Origin of the sequence: Tunturiibacter gelidiferens, assembly GCF_013410115.1 — a bacterium.
Classification (GTDB): Bacteria; Acidobacteriota; Terriglobia; order Terriglobales; family Acidobacteriaceae; genus Edaphobacter; species Edaphobacter gelidiferens.
In genome coordinates, this window is sequence record NZ_JACCCV010000002.1 from 1,639,569 (window position 1) to 1,652,428 (window position 12,860).

The 12,860-nt window shown below is 59.1% G+C and carries 7 protein-coding genes; 1 reads left to right on the plus strand and 6 read right to left on the minus strand.

The window, feature by feature from the left end:
- Positions 1 to 469: 469 nt before the first annotated feature.
- From HDF12_RS18870 to HDF12_RS18895, 6 genes are all read right to left on the minus strand, one after another.
- A complete protein-coding gene (locus tag HDF12_RS18870; protein ID WP_179585900.1) occupies positions 470 to 1,999 on the minus strand; it encodes an MmgE/PrpD family protein in 1,530 nt (509 codons plus the stop codon).
- Positions 2,000 to 2,082: 83 nt separating this feature from the next.
- A complete protein-coding gene (locus HDF12_RS18875; RefSeq protein WP_179585902.1) occupies positions 2,083 to 3,336 on the minus strand; it encodes a cupin domain-containing protein in 1,254 nt (417 codons plus the stop codon).
- A gap of 34 nt (positions 3,337 to 3,370) precedes the next feature.
- Positions 3,371 to 4,858 (minus strand): MmgE/PrpD family protein, encoded by a 1,488-nt coding sequence (locus HDF12_RS18880; protein ID WP_218892501.1) that lies wholly within the window; start codon positions 4,856 to 4,858, stop codon positions 3,371 to 3,373.
- A 77-nt stretch (positions 4,859 to 4,935) separates the two neighbouring features.
- Entirely contained in the window at positions 4,936 to 6,036 is a 1,101-nt protein-coding gene (locus HDF12_RS18885) for an alpha/beta fold hydrolase (protein ID WP_218892502.1), read from the minus strand.
- A complete protein-coding gene (locus HDF12_RS18890; RefSeq protein ID WP_179585906.1) occupies positions 6,023 to 7,375 on the minus strand; it encodes a dicarboxylate/amino acid:cation symporter in 1,353 nt (450 codons plus the stop codon). Before HDF12_RS18890 ends, HDF12_RS18885 begins: the two co-directional genes overlap by 14 nt.
- Positions 7,376 to 7,450: 75 nt before the next feature.
- Positions 7,451 to 10,621, minus strand: a complete 3,171-nt coding sequence (locus HDF12_RS18895) for a TonB-dependent receptor (protein ID WP_179585908.1) — start codon at positions 10,619 to 10,621, stop codon at positions 7,451 to 7,453.
- Positions 10,622 to 10,946: 325 nt separating this feature from the next.
- Here HDF12_RS18895 and HDF12_RS18900 point away from each other — a divergent pair, with 325 nt between their 5' ends.
- On the plus strand, positions 10,947 to 12,854 hold the full coding sequence (locus HDF12_RS18900; protein WP_179585910.1) for a tetratricopeptide repeat protein: 1,908 nt from the start codon (positions 10,947 to 10,949) through the stop codon (positions 12,852 to 12,854).
- Positions 12,855 to 12,860: the final 6 nt, after the last annotated feature.

The following is a 12,860-nucleotide window of genomic DNA, read 5'->3' on the forward strand; positions in this document are numbered from 1 at the left end:
AAATGCCATCAGCAACGAAATCTTACTGCATTGAGCGCTTTTGGGCGGATACGCGAATAGTATTCCCAAAACGGGAAACTCTCAAAAATAAATCCAGAATCCGTGGCGCATTTTTCGAGCCCCACAAAGTGACTGCTTAAACGCCACGTTTACCACGCATAACACCACAACTTCACCACCAAAACACCACGTCTTGGCACCCGTTTTTGCCAAAACCCCCAGCAAAAACGAGCATCCACCACGCCAAAAAAATTACTGCAACAAACTTCCTTGTCCAAGCTGTCTCTTGCCCTCTTCCGGCGGACTGACGACGGCGGCGACCCCATTCCGGCTGTCGACGTAGAGCAACCCGCCTAGTCTGTTCCAAGGAATCTCTCCAACGCCAACCCGAGAGAGATTAGTCAACGCCAGCCAGAAGATTCAACCCATGTGTTTTCTCGCCAAAGAGGCAGAGTCAGGCGTGTTCGAATCAGGAGGTCCGAAGCAATCGGCTGAGATGGTGGATGTCTGTGAGTTGTTCAAGCTGGAGGACTGCGGAGATCAGCAGCTTCGAGGAGGCAGCGCCGAGGACGGGCTCGATGAGATCGCGGGATTTGGCAATGACTTCTTCACGGCTCATCGGATTCTCCGCGGTTCCCCGGACGGCGTCGACGTGCTGAGTGAGTACGGTTCCATCGTTGAGGAGGATCTCGACGGTGGCCTCACGTGCGGGGAGACGCTTCTCGAGTTCTTCATCTCCGAGCAGGGTGACCTTGGCGCGTTGTCGCAGGATGGCGGGGTCCTTCATCAAAGCGGTGTCATGGGCGGAGCGGAAGGTGAGGGTTCGCTCGACGAGCATGACGGCGACGAGGTGCTGGAGGCAGATGTCGGGGAGTGGGCGGTTGTCGACGATAGAGGCCTCGCGGGTGGCGACTCTTACGGTGACGTGACGGAGCTGGTCGGGGGTGAAGGAGTGCTGGTTGAGTAGGAGCTGAACGGCGTCGAGCGGCGCTTGAATCGGAGAACCTACACACCATTTTTTTATATTAGTACGCGTGATCTCGTAACATTCTCCAAGGCCATCGACGAGGCCCTTAGCATTGGCGTGGGGGGCGTAGGCGGCGAAGAAGCTTTCAGGGCCGGAGAAGACGTCGTCGACTCCGCTCCAGCCGGCCTGAACGAGCAGGGCGGAGGCGACTCCATTGCGCGCTGGCATGCCTGCGAATACGAACGCTTTTTCGAAATGAAGGGTGTCCCGCTGCCACGCCGTGAAGCCCGAGGACTGCTGCGCGGCATAGTCGAGGAGGAAGCGCATCTGGCGGGCATCGAGAGCGGCGGCGCAGCCTGCGGCCGCTGCGGCTCCGAAGCCTTCGGAGGTAGCGTGCGGATCGCGATGCGTCTCGGTCTGGTAGTCAACTCCTCCGAGGGTAACGCCGAAGCGCGGGCCGATGTCGTACCCAAGGGTGACGGCGCGAAGAAAATGGTGGCCGGAGATGCTGAACTGTTCGCCCGCGGCGAGGGCGGCGGGAATTACAGCACAGCCGGGGTGGGACTGTGAAGGGGAGTGGGAGTCATCGGTCTCGTCGGAGTGGGCTAGGACTCCGTTCGCTAGCGCTGCTTCCAGCGGACCGCAAAGGATATTGGACGTGGCGACGGAGGCGACTGGTTTGCCGCTATAGGATTCTGCGAAGGCGATGGCGGCGCGGCCGGGGGGAAGCTGGGAGCCGGAGATCATGGCGGCGAAGGTATCGAGGATGTGATCTTTCGCCTGCTCGATGATGGCGGGAGGCAGGGGACGGGTGGCGGCTGAGGCCATGTAGGTGCTGAGGCTCTGCATGACGGGGCCGATGGGAGCGGAGACGGAGGGTGTTTGCTGCGGCTCTGAGAATAGGTAGGAAGGAAGATGCAGAGCAGTGCCGGCCAGTACCCAGGTGCCCTTTGCGAGTAGATTCCGACGGGTGAGCTCGGGGCCGGAGTTCGGGACCGCCATTGGTACGAACGATCTGTGCGGTGCGTCCATAGAGTCTCCTGAATTCGGCGAATCGCGGTGCGAGTGGGGAAGCGCAACAGCGAGGATCCCTCGGATCCAATCGTGATATGCGATTAAAGGATGGCCAGCTTCTCGGCGGGGATGCGGGTTATCGAAGAGGCGTCAAGGTTGAGGTGAGCTGAGACCATCTCTGGAGGGAGGCGACGTATCCAGTTATTGAGAGAGAACTCGAGGAATTGATCGAGCTTGAACATCTCAAGAAAGATGAGGTCGGAGGATCCGGTGTTTTCGATGTAATGACCAGCAGCAGTGGGGACGAAGCCAACGTCGTTGGCGTTGAAGTCCATGGTGCGAGCGCGGCCGCCTGGGGCTATGACACTCATTCGGCCGGAACCCGCGATGTAGAACTGCCACTCGGCAGCGGTGGGGTGCCAATGGAGCTCGCGCAGGCCCCCGGGTTTGAGGGTTACGATACCGGCCGCGACGGACTTCGAGGCGGGAAAGTTACGCGAGTCGACGATGCGAACTTCGCCTTGGGGTGAAGACTTGGTGGGCGGCATGGAGCCGGCACGGAAGATGTATTGGATGGACGATTCGGCGGAGGGACCGCCTGCGGATTGGCGGTCTCGCTCGAGGGATTGCGGGAGAGCGGCGGGGAAGATGAAGAGTTCGCGTGTGGGCAGCTTCGAGAGCTCGCTGCGGCTAAGGCGGAAGTTCTTCTCGAGGACCTCTGGAGGGGTGTGAGCGACCCACTCGGAGATGGAAAACGTGTTCTCCTCGGAGAAGAATCCTTCGTCGAAGACCAGAAGGAACTCGCACCCGTCTGAGGCGAGGCCCTGGATGGAGTGCGGGAAGCCGGCGGGGAAGAACCAGAGGTCGCCCTTGGAAACATCTTCGATCTGGATGGTCCCGTCTGGGTTGAGGACAGTTACGCGAGCGGAGCCGTAGATCATGTAGGCCCACTCGTCTGCGGTGTGCCAGTGGAGCTCGCGAAAGCTTCCGGCGGTGAGGCGCATGTTGACTCCGGCGAGATCCTTGGATGGAGGAAGCTCACGCTGGGTTACTTGGTGTGTCCAGCCCCCGTTCTCCAGGCGCTTGTGGTTAAGGTCGAAGGAGTACCAGATCGGGCCAACGTCTCCGCGGTCAGTGCGGGGAGGAGTGTTAGAGCTGGGGTTTTCTTTGAGGAGCGGAAGGTTTTCTTGACCGGGATTAGAGCCGGATGCGTTAGGCGAGGCAGCTGGGGCCAGCTGGGCGGAGAGGCTGGCGCCTCCCAAGGCTGCTGCGGCTAAGGCCGCGGAACCCGCCTCCAGGAAGGAGCGGCGTGATAGAGCGTCGGCGGAAGGCCTTTCGTCATTCTGGTTCAACATGGATTCCTCGCTAAGGGAGTGGATGGAATGTTTGTCATGCAAGGGCTCCCAGGCGCGGTAGGTCGCCGGCGTTGTGTTGCTCGGGGAGGTTCCAGACGGAGGTGAGAAGTTTTTCGATCTGGGCGGGGGGAAGGATTCCAGTGGCGAGCTGGGTGAACTTAATGGAGAGGTCTTGGTCGGTGAGCGGGTTCTGCACGCTGCCGACTGCGTGCTCTACATGCTTGGTGAAGATTTGGCCGCCGGTGGTAGTGATGGTGACGTAAGCCTCGTCCGTTCGGATGGAGGGGTCAACGGAGACGGAGACGCGCTCGCGAAGAGCAACGACCTCCGGATCGCGTGCGGCCTCGTCCGTGTACTCTTTTTCCCCTGCAAAGCCGCGGATGAGAGCGACTGCGGCAGAGTGGAAGACGCTGAACTTTGCTTCGAGGCCGGTGGCAGGTGCTTTCTTGCCGGTGAGCTCAATGACGAGGGGGTTGGCACGAATGGAGATGGAGCGGATCTCAGCGGTTTTGAGGGTGTGCGCGTTGCGGAGCTTGATAACGCCGTCGATGATGGGATGGATGACGATGCCGCAGGCGAATGGCTTATAGGTATTGAGGGCGATCTCGTAGTGTTGGCCGAGACCGTCGACGAGAGGGGCGTAGTCGTGCTGGCGGGAGGCGGCGAAGATGTAGCCTTCGTGACCTTCGATGCTCTCGTCGGAGCTGGTGAAGTTGTTTGCGACGAGCAGGGCGGCGAGAAGACCGTTCTCGGCGGCACGTCCGATGTTGAGGCTCTTGCACATGCTTCCGAACATGATCTTGAGGCCAGCGGCTTCGGTGGCGGCGATGCCGAGAGCCCACCGCATCTGCTGGGCGTTGAGTCCGAGGATGCGCCCACAGGCAGCGGCGGCACCGAAGACTCCGCAGGTTCCTGTGATGTGCCAGCCCATGTCGTAATGGGAGGGGTAGATAGCTTTGCCGAGGCGGCACTCGATCTCGGTGCCGAGTATGAAGGCGTGCAGGAGATCGGCGCCACTGACGAGGCGACTCTGCGCGAGCGAAAAGAGGGCGCTGGCGACGGGGCCTGCTGGATGGATGATGGTTTCGAGATGAGTGTCATCGTAGTCGAGCACATGGGAGCTGATGCCGGTGATGAGGGCGGCGCGGAGCGGGTCGAGGGCCTCGGAGCGTCCGAAGAGATGGGCCGTGGAACTGCGAGTGTAGGGCTGAAGGGTGCTGAGGGCTCGGAGGACGGCCTGCTGGCCAGAGCCTCCGACGGTGACTCCCACCCAGTTCACGATAGAGCGCACGGCTTCCTTGCGCACGCTATCGGGTACGTCGGATGGCGGGCAGGCGACCAGCCAATCGGCGAGGATGTGGGTCACGGGGGTAGTGGAATGTTGGACGTCGCTGATTGCTTGCTGCGTGGGTGGCTGCGGAGACGGGCCGGGAGAGACGAGAGGAAGCGCTTTTGCGGAGGCACCAGCCAGGGCTCCCTGAACGAGGAAGTCACGGCGGGAGAGCAGATTAAAGAGACTCATAGGAAAAGAGTGTGCTCGCTTTCCGAAAGTTCACGCAAAGTACTGATGCGGACTGCCCTTAGAGTTAAAGAACAAAGTTATAAACCGGACGTGGGTGGCGCAGGTCTCTGATCGAGACGCGTAGGCATATCGAGAAACGCTCGCATGGTATGCCAAAGCTGACTTCGGTTCGTGCCTAGGGCGACGGAGTGAGCGGCCCCGGGGAGGATGATGAACTCACGGTCGGGGACCGGAAGGCTGCGAAAGAAGTTCAGCAGATCTTCCTCGGTGGCAATGCCATCGTACTCGCCACGAACGATGAGGACTGGAGCGCGGAGTTTCGTGGGGTCGACCAGCGGAAGGTTGGCGGACATATCGAGATAGGTTCCGGTAGGGGCGGAGTCACCAAATTTGAGCTCAGCGTCGGCCATGGCCTCGGCGACAGCGGGGTCGGAGGTACCGGGCTTGTCGCGCGTGAAGATGCTGCGGATGGCGTCTCTGTCGCGGGGTCTGAGGTTGTGGGTGCGGTAGGAGTCCAGCGATTCGGCGCGCTTGGTGAGGGTGGAAGAGCCTTTGCCAGTCCAGGTGAAGGCGGCGAGGACGAGGCGACGTACGCTCGCGGGCTGTGCGACGGCGAAGGCTCCGGCGCGGAGTGCGCCTCCGGATTCTCCGTAGAGATGAAAGCTGGGTTGGCCGGTCTCGAGTTGCACGACCAGGCTGGCTGCTTTTAAGTCTTCCACCCCGTCTGCGACGTTCGAGTTGCCAGCGGAGGGTGAAGATCTTCCGTAGCCCTCGAAGTCCATCGTCCAGACATCGAAGCCGAATTCGACGAACTTGTCCATGAGGGAGTATTCGCCGTGGCCGGGGACGGTGAGATCAAAGGTGGGGCGGGAGGAGACGGAGGAGCCGTGACAGAGGAAGAGGATGGGACGGGTTGAGTGACCTGAAGAGGCGGAGCCGGCGTTCTTACGGAAGAGGTAAAGTTTGATGTCGCCCCTGCGTGCCCAGTACTCGCGGCTCCAGATGGCCGGTTGCGAAGGCTGCTGGGCAGAGGCGCGGGCGCTGTGTAAAGAGGACTCTTCTAATATTGCCAGGCCGCTCGCGAGGATGGCGGGTGAGCTGAGCAGAAAACTTCGGCGGGAAGGCGTGACCTCAGCCGTGGCGAAACTTGTGAGTAGAGGTTCATCAGATGCGTTCACGTTCTTCACCCTCCGCGATCTGTTGGTCCATAATCTGTCGGTCAATGGTACGGTTCTCACGCGTGGCGAGAGCGTGGGTGAGTACGGAGCCTTCGATCTCATTCTCCCATGAGGCTACGACGATGGTGCCGACACCGTTTCCGATCATGTTGACCAGAGCGCGAAAGGTACTGAGGAAGCGATCGATGCCGAGGATAAGCGCCATGCCTGCGACGGGAATAGCGGGCACGACAATGAGGGTTCCGACGAGCGCGACGAAGCCTGCGCCCTGTACGCCGCTGGCGCCCTTGGAGGTCAAGATCGCAACAGCAAAAAGGCTGAGTTGCTGGGCAAAGGTTAGGTGGGTGTTCGTCGCCTGAGCCACGAAGAGCGCGGCCATCGTGATGTAGAGGCTGCTGCCATCAGTATTGAAGGTGTAGCCAGTGGGGACGACGAGGCCTACGAGAGCCTTGGAGCAGCCGAGGTTCTCCAGCTTCTCCATAAGGCTGGGGAGAGCAGACTCTGAGGAACTGGTGCCGAGTACGAGAAGAATCTCTTCTTTTATATAGCGCAGGAAGCGGAGGATGTTGAAGCCGGCGAGCCAGGAGACTGCGCCGAGGATGATGAGGACGAAAAAGGCGCAGGTGAGATAGAAGGTGACGATGAGTTTGAGTAGAGGCCCGAGGGACGTAACACCATAGCGACCCACGGTGAAGGCCATGGCTCCGAACGCGCCGATGGGCGCGAGGCGCATAAAGAGATTGACGATGGTGAAGATGGCTCCTGTTAGCACATCGAGCAGGCGGATGAGAGGCTCGGCGCGGCCGCGCATCATGGCGAGCGCGATACCCAGGAGGACAGAGATGAAGACGACCTGCAGAATGTCTCCGCGGGCAAAGGCATCGACCATGGTATTGGGAATGATGTGCAGGAGAAATTGCGTGGTGTTTTGTGCCTTGGCGGCGCCGGCGTACTCGGCTACAGCCTTTACGTCGAGGGTGGCGGGATTGACGTTCAAACCTCTGCCGGGGTGGGCAAGATTTCCCGCAACCAGGCCGATGAAAAGCGCAAGAGTAGAGACGATCTCGAAGTAGAGCAGGGCCTTGCCTCCAACCCTGCCGACCTTCTTCATGTCCTGCATGCCTGCGATGCCCGTGACGACGGTGCAGAAGATCACCACGGTGATGACCATGGCGATGAGCTTGATGAAGCCGTCTCCGAGAGGCTTCATGGCGATGGCTGTTTGCGGGGCAAAGCGGCCGAGGGCGACACCGAGGAGGATCGCGACGGTTACCTGTACTGAGAGGCTTTGATAAAAGGGTGTGCGTACCTCAACGGCTGGAGCGATCTCTGTTCTCATGGTCACTTCCTTGGGCCATGCTTCCAGGGCCTGTGTGCTGCTCGCGATGCAGGTACTGGTGAGAGGTTCGACAGATTAGAAGGTCAGCTTGACTGCTAACTGGATTTGCCTGGAGGTGAAGGTGGTCTGGTCGATCAGACCGGCGGCAGGAACGCCGTTTCCTGACCCATCGTAGATTTGGAAGTGGTCTGTGGGTGCAGCGAAGTCGGCGTGGTTCATCAAGTTGAAGATCTCTGCCCGAAATTGCAGGTTGGCGTCTTTGCCGAGCCGCTCAATCGGCGTGTTCTTGTAAAGAGAGAAGTCGAAGTTAATGCTTCTCGGACCGGTGAGCTCATTCCTTCCGGCGTTACCCATGCGATTGACGGGATTTGGGAACGCGAAGCATTTGAGATTGATATAGCCGTTCGGATCTCCGGTGGTGAGCTTGCAGCCCTTGAGCCGGTCGGGAAAGTCGAAGGGTATGGCGGCGTTGGTTCCAAGGGGATCTCCGCCGATGGTGACGCTGAACGGAGCTCCGCTGGCCGCCGTAAAGATGCCACCGGTCTGCCAACCATTAGTGGCCCATCCTGCGATGCCATGGCGGGACTGGTCTCCGGGAATGTTGTAGATCGAGTTGATGGTGAGGTTCTGGCCAATGTTTGTGTCGCAAGGGCCGCGATGGGTTTGGGGAGCGATGTAGAGGTCTACATTAAGCGAGTTTCTGTACTGATCAGAAGCTGCCGAGCCTGAACTGGTATCGATGCAACGAGACCAGGTGTAGGAGAGCTGACCCTGGAGGCCATGCCAGGGAGACTGAGTGATTTGGGTTTCAAGGCCGTGGAAGTAGGAGTTACCGTTCCAGCGTGCGTCGAGGGTTTGGCCAACGAGAGGATCGACGACGGTTCCGCTGCCGATGGGAGTAGGCCAATAATAGTTCTTTCCATCCGGAGTGGTCGGGAGGACGATATTTCCGTCGTCCGTCTGGTACCAGTTGTGGACGCCGCGAGAGCCGACGTAACCGACAAGCAAGGTAGTGTCTTTGGCAATGGCGCGCTGGGCGTTGAGATTCCACATCATGATGTAATTGCGCGGGGGGTTGTACTGGAGGACGTAGAAGTTGCGGCTGGCAGGATTGTTCGCGACGATTTCATAGGCGGTGGTCGGAAAAGCTCCTGCAGGGAGGACTCCTGTGCTGGCATCCTGAGCGAAGGGGTAGGCCGCGTCAACGCCGCTGCCCATCTCTACGATGTAAGGCAGTATGTCGTAGATGCCGAAGGCTCCGCGGACCGAGGTGTTGCCATCGCGGAATGGATCCCAGGCGAAGCCGACTTTGGGCTGGAAGTTCTTGAAGGTTGGGTTCTTGATGTAGGGGTTGCCGAGGTAGGGAGTGTCGCCCTGGAGAACGCGGAGGTTGGAGAGCTTGCCGTTGATCTCGTAGGGGACAGAGGCAGTCTCATAGCGGAGTCCAAGGTTGAGGGTGAGATTGGGAGTTAGACGGAGGTCGTCCTGGACGTAGGCTCCGAAGATGGTCTGCCGTAGGTTGCGCGGGGTGAGGGTGGAGGGCAGGGTGGTGATGAAAGACTGTGGCTGGTTGGTGATGAAGGAATCCAGAGAGGGGAAGGAGAAGTTGCCGCCGGGGGCATCGGAGCTCTCCTGGTTGTCCTGGATGCGTTCGAGGCTGATGCCGAAGGTGAAGTTATTTTTACCGGCCGTGTGAGAGACGTCGTCGTAGCCCTGGAAGGAGTTCCATCGAAAGAGAAGCGGGCTCGCAGCACTAACGCCTCCGGTGAAGGTAGTGAGGCCGGGGACCTGGACGATTCCGGCGCTGTCTCCGGGCTGAAAGCCGTACTGCGGGTCGGCGGCAGCTGGCTTGATGGCGGAGGCGGCGTAGGGGGAGCCAGCGTTGTCGCGGCTGAAGCCGATGTGGGCGGTATTGACTGTGGCTGAGGAGAACAGGTGCGTCTCGAGGATCGAGACTGCCTGGCGAACTGTTTTGCTGAGAGTAAGGACGTTGTTGAAGGCATCCGGCTGCTGGCTCGGTGAGTTGTCATACATGTAGACGACGGCAATGCTGTCCTTTGCTGAGAAGGTGCGGTCGACCTTGATAGTGAAATAGTTCTCGCTGGTCACTTGATAGGCCGGGAAGGTGTAGGTTCCGGTGTCTCCCTGTGTGTTTCCAGTGTTCGGGAGAGGAATGAAGGCATTCATGAATGTCACGATGGCGGGGTCGGGGGTAACGTGCGTAGTGGAAGCGCAGGGGTTAGAGCCGTCGGCGGAGGGAACGCAGAGGGTTCCTGCGCGAGCGGCTGGTGACGGGACCGTATCGATGTAAGAGACTCCAAGGTTTTGACGGACGCCTTCATAGTCGCCGAAGATGAACGTCTTTTCCTTCTGAATGGGGCCGCCAAAGGAGGCTCCGAACTGATTGCGGCTGAAGTCCGGCTTCTGGGCGGGATCAAAGTAGTTGCGGGCGTCGAGGGCGGCGTTGCGGGCAAACTCGTAGACGCTTCCATGGAAGACGTTGGTTCCCGAGCGAGTTACGGCGCTTACGACTCCAGCCGCGGTGCGACCGTACTGAGCCATGGGGTTAGTGGTGACGACTGTGAACTCCTGCAGTGCGTCTACTCCGATGTTCCCTCCGAGCACACTTCCGGGGCCTGCGTTCGAGTAGTCGTTGATGTTGATCCCGTCAAGGAGATAGCTGTTCTGCTGGGGACGTCCTCCGGCGATGCTGAGCTGGCCGCCGAGACCTCGCTTCATGCGGTCGGGCGCGCTGACGGGCGGCTGGGTCTGGATGACGGTAACACCCGGAGAGAGGGCTGCGAGATCGGTCCAGGAGCGGCCATTGAGGGGAAGCTCGCGCATCTCGTGGCCGCTCACGGAGTCGCTAAGTTGAGAGCTGGTGACGTCGACCGACGAAGGACTTTCTGTGACGACGACCTCTTGAGAGATGCTGCCGAGCTTTAGCGTGAAGTTGATAAGGGAGGCCTCTCCGACGGTTAGCACAACACCCTTGCGGGTTTCGCCAGCGAACCCAGGTGCGGAGACCTTAACGACGTAGTTGCCGGGGACGAGGGCGGACGCGTTGTAGTTGCCGTCATCGTTTGCAACCATGGTCCGACTTATTCGGGTGTCGACGTTGGTGATGAGGACCTGAGCCTTGGGAATCTTGGCTCCGGTGATGTCCTCAACGGTTCCGGAGAGGTTTGCGCGGTTAGTCTGTGCGTGGGATATCGAAATACCGACGAGCGCGAGTAGCAGTGCCAACAGAGAGTGCACTCCAGATCGCGTTGCGACGTTATGCCTTATAGACTTCTTTGGAAAGCGTAGAAGTTGTGCGTGAGACGGCTCAGGGGCTCCGATAGTGGGTGGGACTTGGGTAGAGGAGCTGATCTTGACGGAATCTTTCGGGCCATGGGCTGTGTCATGCATGGGGGGTCCTCTTTTACGTCTCGACTTGCATAGTTCGCTGTGCCTATAATCTCGGGCCTGTGAGGAACTCTCGGTGATCAGGCAGCTATCACCGTAGACTGAGCGTCCAAGAAAGTCTTTTGAGAATTGCAAAAAAAAGATAAAGGAATTATTAAGCTCCATGTCACACACGGTCAGCCACTTATACGAGTTTGGAAACTTCAGTCTGGACCCCGTTCAGAGGCTTCTTCTTCGCCATGGAAGACCTGTCTCAGTAACTCCGAAGGCGTTCGACCTGCTGGTGGTGATGGTAGAAAACAACGGTCAGCTGCTGTTGAAAGAAAAGCTCATGGACGCTCTCTGGCCGAAAGTGTCGGTCGAGGAGGGTAATCTGGCGGTGACGGTCTCGCATCTGAGGAAGATCCTAGGGGACGATCGCGAGAAGCATGTCTATATTGAGACGGTATCGAAGCAGGGGTACCGATTTGTGGCACAGGTATTAGAAGGGCCGGAGGTTCCGCTCGAATCCAGTGAACTGCACGCAGAGCTGGAGGAGCACGTCGCGATGGCGCCAGTAGATTATGCGCTTATGCCCAGGGTGGTGATGGTGCGGAAGTGGATGGCTGGCCCGGCCATTGCGCTCGCCGGGCTGCTCGCTATGGCAGGGTGGCTGGTTAGCAGGCATATTGATACGGCTTCGGCAAATGGCCGTTCGATAGGATCACTGGCTGTACTGCCTTTTGCGACCATAGGTGGCAAGAGTTCCGATGAGTATCTTGGCCTGGGAACGGCCGACGCGCTGATCACGAGACTCTCGAATACTGGCAAAATTTTGGTCCGGCCGACCAGCGCAATCGAGAAGTATAGGAACAGCTCAATCAGCGTAGAGAGCGCCGGCAAGGAGCAGCAGGTAGACGCGATCATTGACGGGAGGATCCAGCGCGAGGGGAATCGCGTGCGGATGACGGTCCAGATGGTGAGGGTGGGGGACGGAGCGCAATTGTGGGCGCAGACGTTTGATGAGGAATTTACGAATATCTTCAGCCTGGAAGATGAGGTCTCGGAGCGTGTCGCACATTCCATTCGTCTACAGCTGAACAATAAGGAAGAGAAGAGGTTTACTAAAAGGCCCACGGAGAATCAGGAGGCTTACAGCGCGTTCGTCAAGGGCAGGTACTACTGGAACAAGCGGACGAACGAAGGGATGATGAAAGGGCTGGAGTATTTCCGCGAGGCGATACGGATGGATCCGAACTTCGCTGAGGCGTATGAAGGGGTGGCGGATTCCTATGCCGCGCTGGGACTTTACGCGGCGATTCCTCCGGAGGAGGCGTTCCCGGCGGCACGGGATGCGGCACACAAGGCTCTCCAGATGAACGAAGACCTGGCCGATGCGCATGCGACTCTGGGATTGATTGACTTCTACTATGACTGGAATGGCCCCGCAGCGCAGAACGAGTTTCAGCGCGCCTTCGATGTAAACCCCAATTATGCGATGGCGCATTCGTGGAACGCCGAAAACCTGGCGGCAATGGGGCGCTTTCCGGAGGCGCTGGTGGAGGCGCGACGGGCGGTGGAGGAGGATCCTCTGTCGCTGATTGTGAACAGTAACGCTGGATGGACCTTCTGTCTGGCTGGTCAGTATGAAGAGGCTATCCAGACCCTTAGCAGGGCAATCGACATAGACCCGAGCTTTCCGCGTACTCACTTTCGCCTCGGTAATGTGTATGAAACGAGGGGTCTGTACGACAAGGCAATCACGGAGTTCACGCAGGCCGTGCAGCTCTCGGGAGGTGACGTCTACTACACGGCGGGCCTGGGGCATGCGTACGCAATGGCGGGCAGGACTAGCGATGCACGGCAGGTCCTCATTTCGCTGCTGGATAAATCCGCTCACCAATACGTGCCCGCGTTTGCGGTTGCGATGGTATACGCCGGACTGAAGGATAACGGGCAGGCTCTCTATTGGCTAGAAAAAACCTCTGCCGACCACTCCACGTCCATGGCATATCTGAAGGTTGACCCTTTCCTGAGCGGGCTGCGTTCCGATCCGAGATTTGCCAAACTTTTGCAGCGGATGAAGTTTTAGATTTTC

Coding starts and splice junctions, on each gene's coding strand:
- HDF12_RS18870 (WP_179585900.1), bottom strand. CDS start 1,999: ATGGACGCACCGCACAGATCGTTCGTACCAATGGCGGTCCCGAACTCC.
- HDF12_RS18875 (WP_179585902.1), bottom strand. CDS start 3,336: ATGTTGAACCAGAATGACGAAAGGCCTTCCGCCGACGCTCTATCACGC.
- HDF12_RS18880 (WP_218892501.1), bottom strand. CDS start 4,858: ATGAGTCTCTTTAATCTGCTCTCCCGCCGTGACTTCCTCGTTCAGGGA.
- HDF12_RS18890 (WP_179585906.1), bottom strand. CDS start 7,375: ATGAGAACAGAGATCGCTCCAGCCGTTGAGGTACGCACACCCTTTTAT.
- HDF12_RS18900 (WP_179585910.1), top strand. CDS start 10,947: ATGTCACACACGGTCAGCCACTTATACGAGTTTGGAAACTTCAGTCTG.